This window comes from Thermofilum uzonense (assembly GCF_000993805.1).
Taxonomy (GTDB): Archaea; Thermoproteota; Thermoprotei; order Thermofilales; family Thermofilaceae; genus Thermofilum; species Thermofilum uzonense.
Genome location: NZ_CP009961.1, coordinates 249,890 through 271,305, shown reverse-complemented (window position 1 = coordinate 271,305; position 21,416 = coordinate 249,890). Strand labels below are relative to the sequence as shown.

Below are 21,416 nucleotides of genomic sequence, written 5' to 3'. Positions count from 1 at the left end.
ATGAAGTACCATAGATGGTTTTCAAAAAGTTTATTGTTTTTATGTTCTTTTAAAGCGACAGGGAAAGCTCTATTTTTCTGGGATTAGAGCTCACCCCCTTCAACGTAGAGATAAGCCCTAGCGTTACATTTTTGAATACATCCTGGACGAAGGGGTTTAATTCGACAGGCTCACCGTCAACCCTCAGGGATACCCTACTCTTGAGAACAGTGCACTCGGAAAGCGTTGCCTCGCCCCTAGAAATCGCTTCAGCCAGAGCTATACAGCTCTTGAATTTGCAGAAGCCACAGTCTAGACCGGGCGGCGGTTCGAAAGCTTTCTGCATCACTATATCAAGAAGTTTTTCAGGTTCCTTGGAGATATTGATTATAGGTGCATTTAACTCTCCCCCCATAGCTACTTCAGCTATCTTGCCAGTGTATGCTATGACGAGTGAACTTGTGAGCGCCCGTGCTTCCTCGACGCTTCTAGCCACTACTATTCTAGCTCCGGGGAAAGTGTTTTTGAAGCCTTCAACAACGAGATAATCATAGCTACGCATAGTGGAAAGATACTGCCAGAAGAGTGGAGGCTTACCTTTGATCTCGAGGCTTTCCTTCTCTGAAAGAGCAACTACATAATCAGCCCCGGCTTTGAAAAGCCTGCTCGAGTCATCATTATATAGCGTAATTCCTCCGTGTGCGTGCTTTAGGGCAGCTACCCTAAAGCCTTTCTGTTTCAATAATCTTATGAGGGTTTCAGCAACAGTAGTCTTCCCCGAGTCCTTGTAGCCAATAATTGCAACCGCTTTCATACTTTGAATGGGACAACTCAGACAACTAAATTAATTGATGTCAAATAATATACTAGTCATATGTTATCACGAGAAGAACTCGAAAGGTATGATAGACAATTACGTATCTGGGGTATTCAGGCTCAGGAAAAACTCAAGACTTCTACAGTTCTCATCGTGGGTTTAGGGGGGCTTGGATCGCCTGTAGCGGTTTACCTTACTGCAGCAGGAGTTGGCAAGCTAATAATTGTTGATTCGGAGAGAGTCGAGCTAAGCAATCTGAATAGACAGTTTCTCCATTGGACGCCTGACGTTGGATCGCTGAAAACCCAGAGCGCTCTAAAAAAATTGAAAACCCTCAACCCAAATGTGGAGATCGAACTTGTCGAAAAGCGCATAGCAACTCTAGAGGACGCCCTTGAACTCGTCAAAAAAGCTGACGTTGTCGTAGATTGTCTCGATAACTGGGATACCCGCTTCCTCTTAAACGAGGCTTGCGTCAAGCTCGGTAAGCCTCTCGTTCACGCTGCCGTTCGAGGGTTTTATGGCCAGCTAATGGTTGTAGTACCAGGTAAGGGGCCTTGTTTACGGTGCGTGTTTCCTGAAGGGCTTAAGGAGGAAAGACCCATCCCGATCGCAGGCCCTACAGCAGGAGTTCTAGGCTCTTTTGAAGCACTCGAAACGTTGAAAATTCTAACGGGGACAGGAGAGCCGCCAGTTGGAAAACTCTTTCTTTTCGATGGAACAAGGGAAGGCTTCGACACGTTAACTGTCCGGAGGAGGCCTGACTGTCCAGTCTGCTCGCGGTCCATTTAGAAGATTTTTCTCTTTTTCTTCTCTTCTTTGTCGACGCCCAGTTTCTCAGAAATTTTCTTCAATCCTTCCTCGGATTTTTCTTGAGATTCATCCTTCGAAGTTTCAGTGCTAGCCTCTTCCTTAATAATCGCTGCTGATTCCTTGATTGCTCTTGCAAGCTCAGGTATTTTCCTCGGCGCGAATAGTATTATAGCTAAAAGTATGAGCAAAAGAATTTCTGTAGGGCCGAGACCTATTGAGAACACTTCAGCAGTACCTACTGTTAATAGAAACATAAAAAGGGGAAAAACGTGCATATATAAATTTTTACCGGTTTAAAACTTTTTGAGGGAGGAAACCGAAGTGTATTGCGTCGTACATGCAAACGTCGTAACATCTTCCGCAAACTATGCATTCGGTTCGTGAAATCTCTCCTGTGCTCAAGCTATTTTCACTAATTGCTCATGTAGGACAAACACGAATACAAGCCCTGCACTTAACACACTTCTCTGTGTCTATCTTGAAGCCTAAAATCTTCTTGAAGCCAAGAGCTCCTATTACAGCACCCACGGGGCAGAAGTACTTACACCATGCCCTCTTCTCGGTGAATTCGAGGATCAAGGGAAACGTTGAAAGAGCTAATTCTGTAGCTCTAATGGTTCCAGGACCAGCTGTTGTGCATATTCCCCGGATAGGGCACATAGAGCAAAACAGAGGAGAGGCCGAAATATAGGATGCTACTGCGATGCCAGTCGCGAAAGCATACTTGTTATTCTTGTTATCAAGTCTTGGTTTTTTAAGAAGTTTGTTCTTTTAATTTTCCCTAAAGCGTCAAGTAACGTACCGATCGGACACATACCGGCTTGGGGTAAATGGAGTCCTTGGTATGGCGCAGTCCAGACCCCTTAAAAATATTTTTTTATAAAGTTTCTCGTGTCTTTATAGCCATAATCCCTGTTATAAGGGCGCTGACGCCAAATATTTTTAAGATTATTAACGGATCCCCTATAAATATACCTAGGCTTTGATATACAGCCACAGCGAGAAAACCCACCAGATTTACAAAGGCAAACGTAGTCCCTGAGAACTCGGGGGGATAAGCCTCCCGAGACATCGGCGAAATAACCATGTGTGTTGATGCTATAAGTCCCAATAGGAATGTAAAAGCGTAGAGCGTGCTTTTGGAAGGAGCTATGAGGGGTAGCAGTGCCGCGGTAAACCAAGCCAACGAGTGGAGGAGACATCCGACTATTAAGATAGGTTTTCTTTTTCGTAGCACAGTATCGCTAATAAAGCCTACTAAAGGAACGCTCAGCAGGAATGCAAGTGCCAGCAAGAATAGTGCTTGAGCAGCTTCTGATTTTGTAAGGTGAAAGTAAGTCTGCATATACTCGTATCCCCAATACGATTGGAAAGCTAGTATTGCTGAATATGTCCCGGTGTACGCTAAGGCGACAGCTATAGAGTGATAGGACCGAGCTACGACCTTTAATTGTCCGATAGCTTTCTTGAGCCCGTCCATAACTCCCTTGGTGCTGACCCCTTCATCCTCGATGCTAAATAGTGGACTTATTGAAAGAAACGCTGTGACAGCAGTTAGACCCAGGAAAAATACAGGAAGACCAAATGAGTCTATTAATGATCTGGCAGGCATAGTGGCAAAAAGTGCCCCAAGATTCCCTATTGAGAGAGCTAGACCTGTTAATGTTCCTCCACTGTTCTTGTCTGCATATACTCCTATCACTCTTTGTATGGAAATGTAAATTGCCGCTGCGCCAGCGCCTATCAGTATACGACCTATTATCATAAGTTGAGGATTCGTTGTCGAAAACAATAGTGCCCCAAGCGTCATTATACCTCCGCTTATGGCGGTATATCTCTTAACTCCTAAAGCGTCAGCTAGGACGCCTCCCGGGAGTTGCATCGACGAGTAAGCATAGAAATAAGCTGAAGCCATCGTTGAGGACAGTAAAGCAACATCTATACCATACTGGAGAGACACATGTTCAAATTCAGGCTTAAGCACGCCAGTTATGGTTCTATGTACATACACGACAAAGTAGAGAGCATAGAGTACAGCAAGTGCTGAAACGAGCCTCCTCTTCGACATGCCTCGCCTCGTCTAGAATAATTAAAAATTTTTTAATTTAACGGTCTAAAATGTCAATTCAATGCTCGTGTCTATGCCACTCCTCGGGCTCGTGTAGGTGGAAAAATGCCCGCTCAACAACCTCTGAGAGTGCAGGATGTATATGCATTCCCCTATAAATCGGCTCTGCAGACCTCGTGTCAGTATACATGAGACTGACTATCTCCTGTATTAAGAGTGATGCCTCAGGACCTATTATGTGTGCTCCTAGAATCTCAGATGTCTCCCTGTCTATAATAACTTTCACGAAGTAGTCCTCGGCCATCATAGCCTCACCTTTAGCTGTCTCTCCATATCGGGCATATCCCACGAGTATCCTGTGTTTCTTCACGGCTTCTTCTTCCCTGAGGCCAACGCTTGCCACCTCGGGCTCAGTAAAAACCGCATGAGGCACCGCGTGGTAATCGGCCTTGACCTGCTCTCCCTTGAACGCATTATAATATACGACAACACTCTCATAGTTGGCCTTGTGCTTAAACATTAGTTTGCCCGTTGCGTCTCCGAAAGCCCATATATCACTCTTGGTCGTCCTAAGATACTCATCAACTATTATCCAGCCTCCCTCGTCCGTCTTTACACCTGTTTTTTCGGGTCTCGTGACGTCGCTGTAAGAGGCTCTGCCAGAGGCGATGAGTATAGCGTCTGCCTGGATTTCTACATTATCTCCTGTAAGCTTGTTCTCAGCCACTACAATTTTTCTGTCACCTGATTTGCGGAACTCAACAACCGTGTGATTAGTACGTATATCCATGTAGTTCGATAATTCCTTCTTCATTAAGCTAGAGATTTCCGGCTCCTCTCCTGGCAAGATGCTAGGCAGCATTTCGAGAACAGTGACACTGCTACCCATCATCGCAAGGAAGAAGCCTAGTTCCAGTCCTACATACCCTCCTCCTACTACAACAGTATTCTTGGGAAGTTTCCTCAAATCCTTAAAGAAGTTGTCATTTGTGTAATAGTCAATCTCCTCTATACCGGGGATCCGCGGTATTTTAGGCTTAGACCCAGTTGATAGAAGTATTTTTTCACCCTCAATTTCACGACCTCCCACATCAACCGTGTAATCTCCTACGAAAACCCCATCAGTTAGATAAAGGTCGATCTGAGGATGATGCTTTAAGGAGTGCTCTATCTCCTTACTTTCCCGATATATCTTCTGCCAAACACGTTCCATTGTATAGGCGAAGTCGGGGGGCTCATAGGAAACCTTAATACCGAACTTTGATGCGTCTCGTATCCTCTTTATGTTCCTAGCGACTTCCAGGAGCATTTTAGATGGTATGCAGCCCCTTGTCAGACAAATACCACCAACAATGTTGTTCTCAATGATGGCAAACCTTCCCTCGTAACCCTGATTTATTAGCTCAGAAACAATATTCATTGCTGAACCTGTACCAAAAACTATAACTTCGTAGTGCTTCACCATAGCGTTAAAATAATTCCTCGTGCTATATATTAACTAATATGTTAACCCCACAAGCTAAATCATCAGTCAAACAAAAGCTGCCATTATTTTTCATCGTAGGAATCATCCTCGTAGGATTAGTCTTAGCAGTTTTTTCCCCAGGCAGTACTAGACCAAAATTCATACCTCAAGTAGCGATGATCGAGATTAGAGGAGCTTTAGACTATTCAAGCCAATCGCTTCTAGGGGTGTCAACTGGTATAGACCAGTATATCAAGCTTTTAGAGCAAGCCAGAGAAGATCCTTCAATTAAAGCTGTCATAATTGTTTATGACAGCCCTGGGGGGACGGTCTCCGCTTCCTATGATTTATACGTAGCTGTAAAGAAGCTCGCACGTGAAAAAGTGGTAGTTTCTTACGCTAGAGGAAGCATGGCTAGTGGCGCCTACATGGCTGCCAGCCCTTCAACAAAAATCTACGCAAGCCCCTCGGCTCTCGTAGGCTCGATAGGCGTATACGCGTCCACTATCAACGTTGAAGGCTTGCTTGGGAAACTTGGCATAAGAGTCTATACTTTTAAGTCTGGTGCTTTGAAAGACATAGGCTCTCCCTATAGGAACATGACATCAGAAGAGATGCAGGTAATGCAAGAAATCATTCAAGAATACTTTGCCTTATTCAAGAACATCGTCCTCGAGCACCGGAAGAATGTGGGAGAGAACGTGTTTAGTGGTAGACCCTACCCGCCCGAGGAAGCCTTAAAAGAAGGATTGATAGACGGTATAATGACGCTCGACGAAGCCATAAACAAGACAAAGGAGCTTGCCGGACTACCTCTGACTGCACCTGTTTATGAGCTGAAACCTCAGCCAACAGGGCTCCTAGGTCTTCTTTTTGGAGGATCTGGCACTAGAACCCCTATGAGTGTACCCAGTTTAATTTACCTTGCAATGTGGCCTCCACCTGAATACATTGTTCTTCCATGACCATATAACATTAGGGTTCTTTTTAACTTAAAGTTCTAGTCTGAGGAGACAGTAGAGCGAGGCAAGCATGAAGAGTAGTGACACGAACAGCGTGTAGAGATTACCTGTTATCATGGATGATGCGATTCCAAGACCAGACCATGCAGCAATCCATAGGGGACTCTTCTCCTTCGGACTAATCTTCTCCTTTTGCCCTTTTAGCGTCACCTCCCACTTTATCTTCCCCCTCAACAATCCTTTAAGCGCGTAGAACGAGAGATAAGGTGACAGAACTGCAAGTATCGCAGAAAACCTTCCCAGGTTTATAACATAGTATTTGAATAGTCCTTTAAGACGGTTTTTTTCCAGCTCGTAGAGGAGAAAGCCTTGCAATAGTCCTAGGATAGCTGCTGGTAGAAAAATACCTATAACATTCATAAACTGATAGCTGAAAGGTGTACTGGGACGCTCCAGGAGAGCCACAATAGGTGCCAACACTAGAACAAGGAAAGGTAGAAGCGTTTCAAGAGGCTGGAGCAGGTAAGCAAACATTTCCATTCTTTTATACAGAGGTAGTGGCGAGTCTAATATCCTTTTAAAGTTCCTTGAAAGAACTTCACTGGTCCCGAAAGCCCACCTGGCCTGTTGTTTTCTCAGGGAATAAAGCTTTGAAGGCACCAGTACTTGTATCTCTGAATTCTCAAGAAACCTTGTACTAAATCCGTTTGACGCTAGCTTGACTCCCATCAGAATGTCATCTTGAACAATATTGTCGCCCCATCCTCCAAGCCGAATTATGGCATCGCGATTGTATAGTGTTCCCGAACCCAGTGGGAAAACGAAAAAGCCAGCCTTAGACCTGAGTCTGTAAAGTATTAGGGATCCGAGATCTGTGAAGAAGGCCATCGTTTCGGCTACCCTGGTTTTGTCGAGTGAGTAGCCCTTCCAGGGAAGTACATAAGCTGCCTCTGAGCCACTAAGCATACATAGAGAATTTAGGGATTCTTTGTCTATAGTTCCATCGACGTCTAGTACTAGAATATAGTCGGAGGTCGAGTATGAGAAGTAATGGTCTAGCGCACCTGTCCTGCCTCCCTTAGGCTGGGAACGCCTCAAAACCTCTACTTTGCTGAATCCTTCAAGCTCACGCTTAAGTGTCTCAACGTATTGAACATCGTCGTCAGATAAGATAACCACTTTTTTCACGCATGGTGTTGACTCGTAGGCCTCCTTGTTACGTAGAAGAGTGTTTTTCACTATTTCGAGCGGTTCTCCTCGGACTGGTACAACTACCTCGATAGAAAAATCCCGTGCATCCTCTTTGACTACACTCTTATCTTTTGAGCGCGAAGCAAAGGCTATGATCATAAGGTAATAGAGCAGGACTACATAAATTGGCAAAGTCAACAAGAATACCAAGAGAAAACTTAAAGACATGTTCCCACACTATCACGGAGTGGCTCCTTCTTTGCTAGACCCTTCTCCTTCTTTCCCTTCATTAAATCTTTTTAAAGCTCTTAAAAGCTCCTCTATATAATCGCCGAAGAAGGCCCAGAGGGCAAATATTCCTATCAAGAAGCCGACCCCGAGAGCAAGACCAGCTGTAAGGGCTACCTTCACCTCGGAGCTTAAAGCTGCCAGATCCACAAAGAGTATTACTAGAATGAGCGCTGAGATCATGACGAAAAACCTCTCTGTTTTTCTCTCAAGCCCCATGGACTTGACGAGAGCATCAACCATCACGAAAGCAATTAAAGCAAGCACTACAACACTACCCGCCCTGGTTATGTAGCTTATGCTTTCCCGGTAGAAAGGCTCCCACACAGGCACATACACCCGAAGAATAAGTGCAGAAGCCGCTATAAGTATCGCAACATCAGCTAAAACTATTGAAAGGGTTGTAAGAGGCAAACGAGTACCTCCGGGAACCATCTCCCTTAATATTTCCTCAAATCTTCCAATTTTGATAAGCCAACGTATTACACCATTTACGATCTTCATTATTATGAAGGCAGCTACAAGGATTATAGCTACTAAGAAAATCTTAGGAATAGATGATGCCAGTTCATTGAGAATTAGGGTAAGCTGTTGAAGTATGTCTATATCGGGAGGCATTCTAGATCCCCGCTATCATCCAACTTAGTCTATACATGACATATAATAAAGTTAGTAATAATGCCAGCGCTAAAGTTTCCACGGCAAATTTTAGAAATTCTTTAGAAGCCTGAACAGTGAAGGTGTAACCCATCGTACTCGTTGAATAGATTAGTCGACTGTACTCGTAGGCTCTCCTCTCAGGAACAACGGCTGTTTCAGGTATTACCAGCATGGCCATTATCACACCGATCATCTTGAGGAGTGCGGCTAGCAACATGCTAACAAATGGTGTAAAAATCCCCAACGCTAAGGTTGAAGATGCCAAAAGCAGTCCTGCATAATTTGCGCCAGTCAAAAATGCTGCAGCCCTTACCCTACCGAGTTTGTTGTTTATCTCGGCGAAAACCTGCATTCCGAGGAGGTTAGCCCCCATAAATGTAAGGGATGTTAAGAATGACATCCCAACATGTATAGGTGGGAACCATATGTAAGGTATAAGTCCGGTGAGTAACGAATTCAAAGCTATCGCGACGAGGTAGGCCCTATAGGACCTCCAGAGGTAGGCTCCTATGAGACCACCTATGTTTCCGGCAAATGTTAATGCTAGTGGAATATAGAGCGGGGCTCCAAGCTGACGCAGAAGAGGACTCCAAGCCATGCCTACCAGGTTGCCTCCAGCCATGAATAAAGTTAATACGAGGAAAACGACACTTCCCTTGATTTTTGCTTCTTCCTCGAGTTTTTTCTCAACCCTTTCTTCCTTAATCTTCCCCGGAACGTTTGGTAAAAGCAACAGGGACCCCGTGCTCACAAGCCCCGCTAGGAAAGCTGTTATATATAACACATAATATATTCCGGGAGCCTTTTGCACCGCGGAAAGATATGTCATGAATAATGAGCCTAGAATGCTTGCTGCGGCTCCGGCAGCGGATCTATGGACGGAAACCTCGATGACATCATCTATCGAAAATATACTGTAGATTAGTACACCTATTAGTAAACCCACCATTACCGCTACAAGGTTTCCAGCGAGATAATTCAAGGATAAAAGATATGGGTTATATAGAAAAAAAGGCGGTAGGAGCCATAACACCCTCTCAAAGAAATGTGTTGAAAGAAGCATTATACGGAAGCGCGAGGTGGCAGCCTCTGGTCTTTTATATAATGTGTGAGCCAGAAGTAGACCTCCCAGACCCGTTGGGAGAAGAGCCATCGACACCATGTCGAGATTATAGCCACTGTAGACCATCATAGGGACGAAGAGCCCCCTTGTTATTGATACATAGAAGCCACCGAAGAATGCCTCGACTACAAGGAGAATCTTCGAAAGTATGTGCTTTGAGGTTTCCGGCATAAATTCTACCTGGCAAGTTTTATTTTTCTTTTTAAAAATATTTATCGTTATTTTTCCCTGAGAGCCTCTAGGACATCAAACACAATGTTATGTCCTCCGCTGTGCTTTAACGATAAAGCTATTGCCCGGAAGAATGTCTCCCAGGTTCCCGTATCCACCCAGTCGGCTTGTGACTCATATGCCAGAAACTTTATTTCTCTACTTAGCAAGATTTGTATTGAGTCCGTTATCTCTATTTCACCTCTCACACTAGGCTTTGTCTCCTCTATGGCCTTGAAAATCTCTGGAGGAAAAACGTACAGGCTCGTGTTGGCAAGGTTAGAAATAGGTGTTTTGGGCTTTTCAACTATCCCCTCGACTTCGTATATTCTATCCTCGATCTCCCTTCCAATAATAATTCCGTATTTCCTAGGGTCGTTTACTCTCTTGACGGCAAGAATGGGAGTGGATCTTTTCTCGTGAAGCTCCGCCAATTTTTGTGGAACATTCTCCCCGATGAAGACGTTGTCAGCAGCCGCGGCAAAGAAAAAATCATCGCCTACAAATGTCTTAGCCATGTAGACTGCATGCGCTGTACCTCGGGGGACAGGCTGATTGACCCAGGCAATATATGAGGATTCGACCTTACTGTAGAATTCCCTTAGAAGAGAAGAGTATTCCTCTTTACCGTTTCTCTCTAAGTATTCGACAAAAGCCCAGTCAGGAGTGAAGTGATCCTCTATAGCCCGCTTCCCCCTCCCTACTATAAAACAAAACTCTCGTACCCCTGCATCATAAAGTTGTTCGTAAATTTTCTGGATAATAGGCTTGAGAAATACCCTCCCTTTTAACCCTTCAAAAATCGGCAACATTTCTTTCGGCATCTCCTTACTATAAGGTACAAGCCTGGTTCCCAGTCCCGCAGCAAGTAAGACTCCTTTTTTAAGCTTAGACACATTCATCCCCTTTTTTCGATTAACCATTCACTATTAGTAAACTTTGCTTTCGACAAGTAAAATTTTTATGAAAGGAAGAGAACTTATTATTTGAAAGACTATGCCTAAAAAATTCGGAGACCTAGTATATACTCCTGAAAGCGCTAGTGGTGAGGCTATCTCAAAGGTTGAGACTCATACGCCGAAAATCGAGGCTCCCGACCAGGTGAAGTCCGGAGAGCCTTTTCACGTAAAGATAAGTGTTGGTCCCCATCCAAACACTATTCAACACTCTATCCGATGGATTGAAGTATACTTCCAGGAAGATGGGAGGGCATTTAACCCTGTCCTGTTAGCGCGTGTCCACTTCGAGCCAGAGCTTGCAGAGCCTGAAGTTCAATTGAAATTGGTGCTAAAGAAAAGTGGAGTTATTCATGCAATAGAGTACTGTAACCTTCACGGACTTTGGGAGGGACGCAAAGAAATCAAAGTTGTTTAATGTCTTAGCCCTCAAAATCTACGCATTTTTCTCGCAAGACTTCATATAAAGAGTCGAATACATTTGCCATATAAGTTAAATCGCTTTTATCGAGCTTTCTAAGTATCTTTTTAACGTTTTTCTCTTCTATTTTTGTGAATCTTCTGTCAAGCCTCAGAACTCTGAGAACAGCTTCAATAAGTTCATCTTCCCGTGTCTTCTGCTCTTTTGTGTCAGCTCTAAAACTCATGTTTAAGACTCAAGATTAATAGTTTTCTTAACCACTAAATTATTTTCTCCATTTTTGTAAAATCCCACGAAGCTTAATCTTCCTCGTGCTCGTGAACGTGTTTTTCCTGCGGATCTACAAGCTGAAACATTATATCGATAACCCTTGCGAATTCGCGTATTCTGAGAGCAACCACGCCCTCTTCCCTCTCAACTAATACATCTGTATTTGGATTGTAGCCTTTACATTCTTCCCTAATCTCTGCTCTACACACCTCCTCTATTATGGCCACAAGGGGCTGGACGCCTCTATCTAGAAGTTTGTGCATTTCACATGGATCCTCGATTGCTGTGACTACTTCCTCAGCTTTTAGATCGGTCATCGCTGAAATTATTTCTTCTGCTGTAGTTAAAGCCCCAACCCCAACAAACACAACTTCGTCCCCTACTTGCTTCGAAAGAGTTTCTTGTACATGGTTGTTGGGTGTGAAGTCTAGTGCCCAGAGTACAATCTTAATGACACTCACCCCACTAGGGACAATATATCTACTACCTTCAGATAGTCCTTTGTAATCTGTGAAACTGCCTCAACCAGGCTTTGTCCTTTAGAGACGAACTCAGACAAGATCACGTAACCATCTTCGTTGGTGTCAACCCTACTCTTTACAACTCTCTTCATCCTTAACTGGACGGCCTCATCGATTGCCGTGAAATCTCTCTCATATATGGGATCCGACTCCACGATGTAACCGAAGTCTTCGATAAAGACTTCAAAGCCGACACGAAAGTTGTGTTTAGCGTATGCTCCAGCGATGCTCTCTGTTCCCGCCCATTTTCTCGGAGCCGCGTAGAAACCATTACTGACAAGGTGCTCCGTTAGACTAACAGCTTCCCGGGAATAAAGGTCAGGTTTAAAGACCTCCACCTCAACTTCTTCATCTTCATCTATCTCGAAAACATAGTGTTTAGGTCCCAAAAACCATCCAACAATATTTACAGGTCCATATGGCTGGTTAGCCCAGGCGAAAAGGCAGAGTGACTTTCCGGGAGGCCAGTAGGCTAGGGAACCGCTTGCAACTCTTGAAAACTCCTCTCCATGAAACTCTATTCCCGTCTCGAAATACACTTCTTCCTTCCAGGTGAGAGTCTTAGACTTTATTGGAACTGCACCTTTGAGAGCTTCATAAAAGCGGGAATCAAGGACGACTGCAGGTATCTCGTAACCATCTTCAAATCTTATCGTGATATACATGAGTTTTCAATATATCCTGTTCTTTTAATTAATAAGAGTTTTGTAGAATAAACCGCTTTGATATTCTTCAATTATTCAAGTTATTTGTTGCTTGCCCCTCTTTTAATATACTTTGTTCCAGTGACAACTTCGTAATGTACTCAGCAAGGTGTGCTACTAATAGAGGATAAAACTTTGACTGAGAAGCTAGTTTGACTGAACCTTCTATACCGCGAGCATGATAAGCCACTTCTACTAAGAGCTCAGAAGCCTCAACCGGCAAGAGGTCTGTCGAGGGTACTTGTTTGAGAATGAGCTCGAATCTATCCCTAAATTCCTTGGCTAAGCCGATTTCACCCAAGTTTCTAGCCACTAGAAGAGATACATACATGTCCCTTAGAGTTTCTCCCAAAGGGAGCTTAAGTGCTAGTTCCTGTGGCTTCGGCGCTCTTAATTGAAAGTAGAGAGGATGCTTCGCTAGGCGTGATAACAACACCATCCTCCGTCTCCCGCTTCTTATCTTTCTAATGAGCTGCATAGTTTCAGATAAAAGCTGAAAATCTTGAGGCCTTGAGAGAGTAGCTTCGACTAGAAAAGAAACCCTGCGTGAAACACTATATGCACTTACTAATTCCTTGGCTCTTGAAAGCTCACCGCATCTAGCTAAAGCAAGCGAAAATCTAGCTCTACCGGAGTATCCGAGAGGGGGCAGATAATTCGAGGCCATCTCGAGTAAATATTTGTAATCCCCCTTATCGAGCTGGAAAGCGGTTTCAGATAGTCTTCCCAAGACATATACTCTTTCAAGATACTTTAGCCAAGTCACATTTGAGACCACTTCTCTGAGCGCTTTCTCGTAATACTCGGGATCATAAAGGGGCAGTTCTGCCTCGACGTATAACTTTAAGTACAAGTTTTCGACCTCAGCGAGGAAGCTATTGTAATCAAGACCCAATCGGGCTGCAGCCAAGGCTAGAGAGGCAAAAGCATAATCTTTGTATCTTTTAGGTAGTTTCTCTAACTCGCTGAGAGCATCAAGGTTTAGCAGACCAGTATACACAACTCAGGTAAGGGATAGGATATGATTTAGGGCTGACTTTACATATAGGTAGATCTACTCTAGTATTTTCAATGTATGATCAACATCAACCCATTAGCGAAAACGAAAAGTATATTCCATAGAGGGAAACCACTATCTTTATGGATTTAAAGCTCGAAGCCTGGCTTGTCGAACTCCCTCTTGTAGAGCCTTTCCGCATCTCTACCGGAGTTGCCGATAAGAGCCGAACACTGGTTATTCGACTCTCTACCCAGGATGGTCTAGTTGGTTGGGGGGAGGCGTGCCCTTCAAAGAACGTATTGGGGGAAACGTTAGATGATGTTGTGGAGGCAGTTAAGAGGATTAAGTCATTAGACGTGGACTATAGAAGCCTTGAACAAATCCACGAGTACACCTGGACCTTAGACACACCCGCTTCTTTACGTGCAGCGTTAAACATGGCGCTTGTAGACCTCTATGGAAAATACCAGAGTAAACCAATCTGGCGCCTGCTAGGAGGGTACCGTGAGTTCATAGAGACAGATATTTCTATTGGCTTGCTGGAGCCCGAAGAACAGGCGAAAAGAGCGCTAAGATATGTGGAAAAAGGCTTCCGAATACTTAAACTGAAACTCGGTTTAGATCCCGTGAAGGACGTTAAACGCGTGAGAATGGTGCGTGACGCTGTGGGCGAGGGTGTAAAGATCAGAGTCGATGCAAATCAAGGATGGAGTGTCGAGGATGCAATATGGGTTATCGACAGGATCTCATCATATGATGTTGAGCTTGTAGAACAGCCTACAAGATGGGATGATTTCGAAGGATTGAGAAAAATCAGGCGTGAAAGCTCAATCCCCATAGCCCTGGATGAGAGTGTTAAGACGCCGGGCGACGTCTTAAAGGCTGTAGAATTCGAGGCTGCAGACATTATCAATATAAAACTAATGAAGACCAGAGGATTGACTGGAGCGTTGAGAGTCGCTTACATTAGTGAGTCTGCAGGCATCAAGAATATGATCGGATGCTATGGTGAAACAAGACTGGGCATAACAGCTCACGTACACCTTGCACAAGCCCTACGGAATATATTTTACTATGACCTGGACTGCGACCTTCTCACTTCCCAGCAAGCCTTTTACGGTGGAGCGAGTATTGAAAAGGGGACGAGAAAAGCAGGTGAAGCTGCGGGTTTAGGAGAGTTCTCTCCAGACTGGGGGATGTTTGCCCGCGTTATATGATAGCTTCTCAAGCAGTCCCTGAAACCTCCCTGAAGAGGGGCCAGACCTCGTATGTCCTAGAACGAGTATAGAGGAGCAGTGTGAATGGGTTCGTTTTTATTAGAAGGAAGGGTTTTAGGCTTAGGGGGTGTAACGTTACCTCTACATTTATATCATGCCTCCTAAGAAGCTCCTCAAGCTTCTCGGTAAGCCTGACCGGGTGGAGCCCTGAAAATTCCTTAAGTAGTTCTTCTGAACAACTAAGTAGAGCTTGTCTAATAGCTATGGCTAGGGGCGAGAACTCTCCACCTGGTTCCGTGGGCTTATTACGGTGGTTGATTAGATGGCCCACTAGAGACATTAATATTTCCTGTTATTACTTTTTAATAGGGGATTTTATCTTTTTTCTAAACATATTATATTATACTACCTGGAATCAATGAAAAATATTCAAAATAATTTAGATACATATCTAATTATTGGTGATACAACTATAATAACTGAGATTAGGGCATAAATAGCAAATTGTGATATCAGAGGAAGAGAACCTGAGATGCGTGTAAGGATTAAAACTAGCGCTAAGACTATTGTAGCTAGAAGAACGCGACGGGACAGTGAAGGAGAAGGCTGTATTTTTTCTCGGAGGAGAGGGTAAAGGGAACTACCAGCCAATACGCCTGCAAGTTTGATTAGAGTGGGATCGTGGTCTACAAGGTATAGTAGAGATACAAAGATGCTGTATGCTAGTAGGGTTAAAGAAGCTCTCTTCTTTTCTAGCTTCAGTAGTCTCAGCGAGAAGAAGTATGTAAGTAGCGAGACGAGTAGGCCGAGGAAAATTCCTCCTATTATATCGCGAGGGTAGTGCACTCCTAGTGCAAGCCGCGAATAGGAGACTAGGGCTATAAGGGAGGTGCCGAGCAGGGCTATAGCTTTTTTCCTCAGATAAATATAAGCGGCAGACCAGAATGCTGTTGAGGTTTGAGCGTGACCGCTTGGGAAACCGTACCCTTTAACCTCGATCTTCCATTGATCGGAGGGAGGGCGAGGTAGTCGAAGAGTGTCCTTTAATATTATGTTTACCCAGGCGGATGATAGTAGCGATAATAGCATGATGAAGCCTAGTTCGGGTGAGAAAACTATAAAGACTATAGTCGCCAAAGCTACATATCCTTGTTCATCTCCCAGTGTTGTTACTAACTCCCAATATTTTGTCCATGATCCTGTAAAGTAGGCTAGGAACGGTGTTACAAGTAATATGATTATTATCCCATAAATGAAAGTATTGTATTTTTTCGCCTCTTGCATGGAGATTTTCTACGAGAAGGTTCATTTATTCTTTTCTACCTGTTGAAGCATAAAGGTAAGCTCCTTAACTACCCTCTCATTAACCTCTGTTCCAATTTCCCTTGAACGCCTAGAAGCCTGCTCGACCAGCTCCATCAGCGCAGCCTTTACCCCCCTCGACTCCAAAACTGTCAACCCACGTATAGTTGTTCCAGATGGAGTTGCCACCTCGTCACGCAACTGGGCAGGATGAATGTTACTGCGTGCTCTTAATAAAAGAGCAGTCCCCTCTAGCACATCTAGCACAGCCTTGTATGCTAGTTCACGGTTTAACCCAGAGGCTACGGCGCCCATCGCAAGAGCATCTATTATTTCCGCTATAAAGGCTGGTCCACTGCCGGCTAGTCCTGTCCAAACGTCGAGATACTCCTCGGGAACCCAGTATGTTGTACCCAGGGTTTTGAATAAAGCATCCACGGTGTTTTTCCTGTATCCAGAACCGTTTTCGGCTATTGCGGTCGCTGATCTCCCGACATAGGCATTCAGGTTGGGCATGGCCCTGTAGACTTCAGCGCCCTCAAGCGCTTTCTGTAATGTTGATAGAGTGACTCCAGCCATTACCGAAACAACTGTTTTGTCAACCCACACATCGAACCCTGTTTCTTTTAAAAGTTGAGGAAAGTGGAATGGCTTCACACTAATAATGATGAGATCCGATTCAAGTACGGCTTTGCGGTTCTCACGTATAGCTATGGCTCCAAGCTTTGCAGCATTCTGAAGGGTCTCATAGCTACGACCAGTAGCTATAACTTTGACCCCGTCTAGTTTTTCTGAAAGAGCCCTTATTATTATACTTCCTATCTTTCCAGCACCAAGTACGGCTATACTATCAGCATCAAGCACGAATCCTGTCAAACCTTTAAGGTTTTTAAGGCTTTCAAGCACATTTCTGAAAAAAATACAAGATACTGTCTACATCTTAGACAATACTATCTTGCAGTACCCCCCTTCTCTCCCAGTATTTTCTAAATCAGGTTTAAGTCCAGTTATACCCGAGAAGAATCCTACGAGAGGACATAATCGTCCTGGGAGTTCCAGGCCACCTACTGCCTTAGGACATATATTACAGCTCCTTGTTGTTACCTTAACATATAAATGAAGAGTATCTTCCTCCACACTGAGTTGCTCAGCAAAGCGTAAAAGCCTATTAGCCTCTAATATAGCCTCTTTTGGATTATTTGAAAAAGAATAGATATTGAGTAGTTTTTTCCCGACATTTTCCATAGCTCTTGTAACGATTGCATAGTTGAGAACCCCTTCCTCGCGTAAAGAGGCTAGCATCGAGGCTATAAAAGCGTGAAGAGGTGTAACGTTGCGTTCCTTTGGCAAACTAAGAACGCTCATCGATTATTTATAACAATTTTCATATAGATAAATTTTGTTATAAATATTTATGAAATTTGAATCGGTGATTCAGTCTTATCCCTCTAAATGTGTTTAAAGCTGTTAACGGTTTTTTCATCCAGCCTCTTGAGTAGCTCCACGACAAGCTTAACTGCGTTTTCGACGTCTGCGAGACACGCTATACTTACATGGCTGTGAATATGTCGCGTTGGAACACCTATCACTATGCTAGGCCTGCCACCCCTATAAAGGTGGAGTCTCCCAGCATCAGTTCCTCCCGATACGGCTGACAATTGGAAGGGTATCTTGGATTCCTCTGCGACCTGGATGACAAACTCCTTCAGCTTTTGATTGGGAATCATTGACCTGTCAAAGGTAACTATTGTAGGACCTTTCCCCATTTTTGCTTGCGCCTCGTTGGGCTTTATTCCAGGAACATCCCCCGCTATGTCGACTTCAGTCACAATCGCTATGTCATGGTCTACAATCCACCCTACCGTCTCAGCACCCCTTAGACCCACCTCTTCCTGAACCGTGGCGGCAGCATAGTAGGTGTTGGGATGCTCTATGTTATGTTCACGTAGAACCCTTAAAGTCTCCATAGCAATGAAAGCTCCGATCCTGTCATCAAGAGCTTTAGCCATGATCCTGTCTGGGAGACTTGTTTTCATGAAGGGCGACCATGGAACGACGGGATCTCCCACCCGAATTCCCAGACTCTCAGCCTCTTCTTTACTTGTAGCCCCTACGTCTATGTACATCTGTGAAAACTGTATGACCTTTTGTCTCTCCTCTGGCGTTAAGAGGTGTGGGGGTTTGCTTGTAATAACTCCAACTACTTCTCCCTTTCTTGTCTTGATTACAACGCGTTGTGCAAGTAGAACCTGCTCGAACCAGCCTCCGAGAGTTGTAAAAGTTACAAAGCCTTCATTTGTAATAGAGGTTACGAGAAATCCTACCTCGTCAACGTGTCCGGCAACGAGGACTCGGGGCCTTTCACTTGTACCTTTCTTTACGAGGACAAGGGAGCCAAGGTTATCCCTTCTCACATCGTCAGCGAATACTGAATAGTGTTTTTTGAATATGGTTAAGACTTCTTCTTCGAATCCTGAGGGACCTATAGCCTCAGTTGCTTCCTTCAGAAAACTCAGCGATTTCTCATCTATCTTGTAGTTCATCGCACTCATGTAACGCTGGGGGTAAATAATCGTTTCTCTACTAACTCTTTGGGGCCTGCACCGACTTTACAACTTTATCAACAAATTGGTTCCTGCAGACAGGACAACAGAAGTAGTGCTTCCTGTTCTTGTATACATAAATATATGGAGTACCTGAGATAGATACACCACACGTCTCACAATGAAGAATAGCTTTTTTAGCCGCTACCAGCTTTTCAGTCGTTCTGTCCAGTTTGCATCTAGTAAACACTAAACTTATTTTAGCCTGAGAATCGGTTTTCGAAACGTATTCTAGGAAACGAGAAAGAGACTCGAGATCAAAAACATATAATATTACGTGAATGTTCGGGAGACCACTAGTGATAAAAATTTCATCTACCTCTGGAAGTTTCACCAACTCTTCAACGGTTTCCTGAGGTTTCTCGCTCGACAAAGAGACAAGAAATACTTTTCCTCCAAGCTCGGCTTCGTCCAGCTCAAAGTGTAAGCCTTTCAATACGCCGCTTTTCAAAATCTTTTCTATTCTTGAGTGTACTGTGGGACGACTAAGTCCTGTTTCTTTAGATATCTTAGATATGGACGCCCGAGGTTCTCTCGAAAGAATGTCCAATATTTTAAGATCATTCTCATCAAGCATTATTTCCACATATGTTCAGAAACGAACCCTAAATATATTGCTTTGGAATTAGTCGTGATAAAATATATATTGAAAAATACAAAAATAAACTTTTGTGATAACAGAATTATCTATACTTATAACAATCTTTTTCATTCTAGCTCTCGGAACTATAATAGGTATAGCATACCTAGCATCAGGAAAAATGATTAAACCTCCTAGAAGAAAAGGAGAATGGACACCTAAGGATCTAGGACATCAATACGAGAATATAGAGATCCGAACAAAGGACGGCATTATATTACGAGGATGGCTTGTCAAAGGTAATAAAGACAAGACAGTGGTATTGATCCATGGTTATACTTCGAGCCGTTGGGACGAGGGCTACATGAAGCAAGCCCTCTCCATTCTGGCCCGTAATGGGTATAATGTAGCTGTATTCGATATGCGTGCACACGGTGCCAGCACTGGCGAGTTTACGACGCTGGGATACAGGGAAAGCGAGGATGTTATGCAAATAATTGATTGGCTTGAGGAGAGAAATCTTGCGTCACGACTGGGATTGATGGGTTTCTCGATGGGTGGAGCGATAACTCTAATCGTGTCTTCTCTCGACCCGCGCGTCAAAGCTTCAGTCGCCGACAGCCCATATATAGATATCAGGAATTCAGGAATGCGCTGGGTAAGACGTGTTAAGGGAGTTATTGGTATGTTATTGAGAATTTCCTACCCTCTAATAGTGTGGTTTACCGCTAGACGCGCAGGAATAAGACCCGAGAACCTCATAATGTACAACTTCGCGGAAAAGATAAAGATTCCACTACTCATCGTTGCTGGTGCTCGAGACGACCTCGTGTCACCCGACGAGATAAAGAAATTCTATGATCTTGCCCGCAGGTCAAATGAAAAGGTGGAACTGTGGCTGACCTCCTCAGCACACGTTTCCTCGATTATTGACTACCCTGAGGAGTACGAGAAAAGAATTATAGGCTTTTTTGAGAGGTGGTTATAGTGTCTGCCAGGCCACGAATCGGTACAATACTTGCCTCCTTATTCCTTCTTGTGCTCTCCTATTCCATGGGTTATTACATGTTGAACCCTATCATGCGAACACTACACGATGAAGGCCTTATTCCCGGAACCACGGAAGAAAATTGGAGGTTTTACGGGGGACTTATAGCAAGTGCGCTTCAGGGTATCGGTCTTATATTTTCCTTCCTCTGGGGAGTTCTAGCTGATAAAAAGGGCCGTAGACCCGTTCTACTTGTATTGGGACTAGTCATGTCGATAGGCCTTTTACTCGTTCCAACCTCGCGTGTCTATGACCAACTACTTGTCTACTTTCTCGTATTTGGCTTGGGCTTCGTTGGAGTAGGCCCAGTTATTTACGCTTTTATCTCGGACGCGATACCACCTGAGAGTAGGGGGAAGGGATACGCGTATTATTATGTGTCCAGCGTACTAGCAATGATTGTAGCAATCATAGTCGCAGGCGTATTGCTACCCTGGCGAATAGCTTATACTATAACGGGAATAATTGTGTTATTAACTACAATCTCTCTCTATCTTTCTTCCAGAGGTGTCACTATAGGATTTTCCGAATCAAAAAGAGAATTAAAAGCTTATAGGTTTAGGGAAGCAATACCCAGCTTAAAGAAGAAGACGGTTCTTTTAATGTTACTTATGATAGTGCCCTGGACGATTCCATGGGGCATGCTAAGCGTCTGGTCGATCGACTATATCCATACCAAATGGGGCGTACCCCTAGAAAACGCCTCTCTAATCATAGCTATGGCAACATTCTCAATAGCAGTTGGTCACATTCTGGGTGGAACTCTTAGCGATAGGATTGTGAAGAAGGGAGATATCAGTGGGAGAACAAAAATCCCGTTATTTGGGGTAGCCCTAGGTTATCTCTCAATGATCACAATGATACTATATCCCTATCCTAGGGGCATCACAGACCTCTCAGCTTTACTACCGCCCTCGTTGCTCGTGTTATTCGGCATGATGTTTACCACATTCGCGTACCCTAACATCAACTCGATAATAAGCGAGGTCGTCATACCTGAGCACAGGGGCACGGTTTTCGCCGTCTACAGCATACTCAATAACCTAGGCTGGACCATCGGTCCTACGTTTTACCCATGGCTTATAGGCTCGGTATTCAGATCCGCTGATACTATTTCTTCAATGACAACCTCAGCTGCCTTCACCGTGTCGTTCTGGCTAGTAGTGCTACTCATCTGGGGGCTAATACACAAAACCTATCCTAAAGACAGGGTATAGA

At 44.1% G+C, this 21,416-nt stretch carries 26 protein-coding genes; 6 read left to right on the top strand and 20 right to left on the bottom strand.

What is annotated here, in order from left to right:
* Positions 1-49 precede the first annotated feature (49 nt).
* Positions 50-793 carry a molybdopterin-guanine dinucleotide biosynthesis protein B gene (gene mobB / locus MA03_RS01530; RefSeq protein ID WP_052883586.1) on the bottom strand — a complete coding sequence of 248 codons (744 nt, stop codon included), beginning with the start codon at positions 791-793 and terminating at the stop codon, positions 50-52.
* A gap of 60 nt (positions 794-853) precedes the next feature.
* Here mobB and MA03_RS01525 point away from each other — a divergent pair, with 60 nt between their 5' ends.
* Complete coding sequence (locus tag MA03_RS01525) at positions 854-1,588, top strand: HesA/MoeB/ThiF family protein (RefSeq protein ID WP_052883585.1); 735 nt, start codon at positions 854-856, stop codon at positions 1,586-1,588.
* On the opposite strand, the gene MA03_RS01520 is transcribed toward MA03_RS01525, so the two are convergent.
* The 5 genes from MA03_RS01520 to MA03_RS01505 all read right to left on the bottom strand — a co-directional run bounded on the left by MA03_RS01520 (position 1,585) and on the right by MA03_RS01505 (position 5,142).
* The gene (locus tag MA03_RS01520) at positions 1,585-1,863 is read right to left on the bottom strand and encodes a twin-arginine translocase TatA/TatE family subunit (protein WP_191118646.1); all 279 of its coding nucleotides are present in this window, start codon (positions 1,861-1,863) and stop codon (positions 1,585-1,587) included. The two genes, MA03_RS01525 and MA03_RS01520, sit on opposite strands and share 4 nt — an antisense overlap.
* A 31-nt stretch (positions 1,864-1,894) precedes the next feature.
* Entirely contained in the window at positions 1,895-2,011 is a 117-nt protein-coding gene (locus MA03_RS09050; protein WP_191118645.1) for a 4Fe-4S binding protein, read from the bottom strand.
* Positions 2,012-2,029: 18 nt separating this feature from the next.
* Positions 2,030-2,269, bottom strand: coding sequence for a 4Fe-4S binding protein (locus MA03_RS08565; protein ID WP_191118644.1), 240 nt, complete (start codon positions 2,267-2,269; stop codon positions 2,030-2,032).
* Between the two features lie 217 nt (positions 2,270-2,486).
* The gene (locus tag MA03_RS01510) at positions 2,487-3,677 is read right to left on the bottom strand and encodes an MFS transporter (RefSeq protein WP_052883582.1); all 1,191 of its coding nucleotides are present in this window, start codon (positions 3,675-3,677) and stop codon (positions 2,487-2,489) included.
* Positions 3,678-3,735: 58 nt separating this feature from the next.
* On the bottom strand, positions 3,736-5,142 hold the full coding sequence (locus MA03_RS01505) for a dihydrolipoyl dehydrogenase (RefSeq protein WP_191118643.1): 1,407 nt from the start codon (positions 5,140-5,142) through the stop codon (positions 3,736-3,738).
* 38 nt (positions 5,143-5,180) lie between these two features.
* Between MA03_RS01505 and sppA the strand changes: the two genes are divergently transcribed.
* On the top strand, positions 5,181-6,107 hold the full coding sequence (sppA, locus tag MA03_RS01500) for a signal peptide peptidase SppA (RefSeq protein ID WP_052883581.1): 927 nt from the start codon (positions 5,181-5,183) through the stop codon (positions 6,105-6,107).
* A 27-nt stretch (positions 6,108-6,134) separates the two neighbouring features.
* Here sppA and MA03_RS01495 read toward each other — a convergent pair whose 3' ends face one another.
* From MA03_RS01495 to MA03_RS01480, 4 genes are read right to left on the bottom strand one after another with little or no spacing between them, the layout of a single operon-like run.
* The gene (locus MA03_RS01495; protein ID WP_191118642.1) at positions 6,135-7,523 is read right to left on the bottom strand and encodes a glycosyltransferase; all 1,389 of its coding nucleotides are present in this window, start codon (positions 7,521-7,523) and stop codon (positions 6,135-6,137) included.
* 12 nt (positions 7,524-7,535) lie between these two features.
* On the bottom strand, positions 7,536-8,201 hold the full coding sequence (locus MA03_RS01490) for a mechanosensitive ion channel family protein (RefSeq protein ID WP_052883579.1): 666 nt from the start codon (positions 8,199-8,201) through the stop codon (positions 7,536-7,538).
* A gap of 1 nt (position 8,202) precedes the next feature.
* Complete coding sequence (locus tag MA03_RS01485; RefSeq protein WP_052883578.1) at positions 8,203-9,537, bottom strand: hypothetical protein; 1,335 nt, start codon at positions 9,535-9,537, stop codon at positions 8,203-8,205.
* A gap of 47 nt (positions 9,538-9,584) precedes the next feature.
* Entirely contained in the window at positions 9,585-10,472 is an 888-nt protein-coding gene (locus MA03_RS01480; protein WP_191118641.1) for a UTP--glucose-1-phosphate uridylyltransferase, read from the bottom strand.
* Between the two features lie 100 nt (positions 10,473-10,572).
* Here MA03_RS01480 and MA03_RS01475 point away from each other — a divergent pair, with 100 nt between their 5' ends.
* Complete coding sequence (locus MA03_RS01475; protein WP_052883576.1) at positions 10,573-10,950, top strand: class II SORL domain-containing protein; 378 nt, start codon at positions 10,573-10,575, stop codon at positions 10,948-10,950.
* 4 nt (positions 10,951-10,954) lie between these two features.
* On the opposite strand, the gene MA03_RS01470 is transcribed toward MA03_RS01475, so the two are convergent.
* The 4 genes from MA03_RS01470 to MA03_RS01455 all read right to left on the bottom strand — a co-directional run bounded on the left by MA03_RS01470 (position 10,955) and on the right by MA03_RS01455 (position 13,448).
* A complete protein-coding gene (locus MA03_RS01470) occupies positions 10,955-11,179 on the bottom strand; it encodes a hypothetical protein (protein WP_052883575.1) in 225 nt (74 codons plus the stop codon).
* Between the two features lie 73 nt (positions 11,180-11,252).
* Positions 11,253-11,684, bottom strand: a complete 432-nt coding sequence (locus tag MA03_RS01465) for a hypothetical protein (RefSeq protein ID WP_052883574.1) — start codon at positions 11,682-11,684, stop codon at positions 11,253-11,255.
* The gene (locus tag MA03_RS01460) at positions 11,681-12,409 is read right to left on the bottom strand and encodes a cyclophilin-like family protein (RefSeq protein WP_052883573.1); all 729 of its coding nucleotides are present in this window, start codon (positions 12,407-12,409) and stop codon (positions 11,681-11,683) included. Before MA03_RS01460 ends, MA03_RS01465 begins: the two co-directional genes overlap by 4 nt.
* A 67-nt stretch (positions 12,410-12,476) precedes the next feature.
* Positions 12,477-13,448, bottom strand: a complete 972-nt coding sequence (locus MA03_RS01455) for a hypothetical protein (protein ID WP_052883572.1) — start codon at positions 13,446-13,448, stop codon at positions 12,477-12,479.
* Positions 13,449-13,588: 140 nt separating this feature from the next.
* Here MA03_RS01455 and MA03_RS01450 point away from each other — a divergent pair, with 140 nt between their 5' ends.
* Entirely contained in the window at positions 13,589-14,665 is a 1,077-nt protein-coding gene (locus MA03_RS01450; RefSeq protein WP_052883571.1) for a mandelate racemase/muconate lactonizing enzyme family protein, read from the top strand.
* A gap of 7 nt (positions 14,666-14,672) precedes the next feature.
* Here the strand turns inward: MA03_RS01450 and MA03_RS01445 are convergent, their stop codons facing one another.
* The 6 genes from MA03_RS01445 to MA03_RS01420 form a co-directional block, all read right to left on the bottom strand.
* Positions 14,673-15,005, bottom strand: coding sequence for an HAD family hydrolase (locus MA03_RS01445; protein WP_052883570.1), 333 nt, complete (start codon positions 15,003-15,005; stop codon positions 14,673-14,675).
* 89 nt (positions 15,006-15,094) lie between these two features.
* Complete coding sequence (locus MA03_RS01440) at positions 15,095-15,949, bottom strand: phosphatase PAP2 family protein (protein WP_052883569.1); 855 nt, start codon at positions 15,947-15,949, stop codon at positions 15,095-15,097.
* 21 nt (positions 15,950-15,970) lie between these two features.
* Positions 15,971-16,831: a pyrroline-5-carboxylate reductase gene (gene proC, locus MA03_RS01435; RefSeq protein ID WP_052884853.1), complete on the bottom strand. Its 861-nt coding sequence runs from the start codon at positions 16,829-16,831 to the stop codon at positions 15,971-15,973.
* Positions 16,832-16,900: 69 nt separating this feature from the next.
* Positions 16,901-17,332, bottom strand: coding sequence for a hypothetical protein (locus MA03_RS01430; protein ID WP_052883568.1), 432 nt, complete (start codon positions 17,330-17,332; stop codon positions 16,901-16,903).
* Between the two features lie 83 nt (positions 17,333-17,415).
* Complete coding sequence (locus tag MA03_RS01425; RefSeq protein ID WP_236944903.1) at positions 17,416-18,510, bottom strand: M42 family metallopeptidase; 1,095 nt, start codon at positions 18,508-18,510, stop codon at positions 17,416-17,418.
* A 40-nt stretch (positions 18,511-18,550) separates the two neighbouring features.
* The gene (locus MA03_RS01420; protein WP_191118640.1) at positions 18,551-19,147 is read right to left on the bottom strand and encodes a winged helix-turn-helix transcriptional regulator; all 597 of its coding nucleotides are present in this window, start codon (positions 19,145-19,147) and stop codon (positions 18,551-18,553) included.
* 94 nt (positions 19,148-19,241) lie between these two features.
* Between MA03_RS01420 and MA03_RS01415 the strand changes: the two genes are divergently transcribed.
* Together MA03_RS01415 and MA03_RS01410 are read left to right on the top strand one after the other, a co-directional pair.
* On the top strand, positions 19,242-20,138 hold the full coding sequence (locus MA03_RS01415) for an alpha/beta hydrolase (RefSeq protein ID WP_052883565.1): 897 nt from the start codon (positions 19,242-19,244) through the stop codon (positions 20,136-20,138).
* Entirely contained in the window at positions 20,138-21,415 is a 1,278-nt protein-coding gene (locus MA03_RS01410; RefSeq protein WP_236944902.1) for an MFS transporter, read from the top strand. Before MA03_RS01415 ends, MA03_RS01410 begins: the two co-directional genes overlap by 1 nt.
* Position 21,416: the final 1 nt, after the last annotated feature.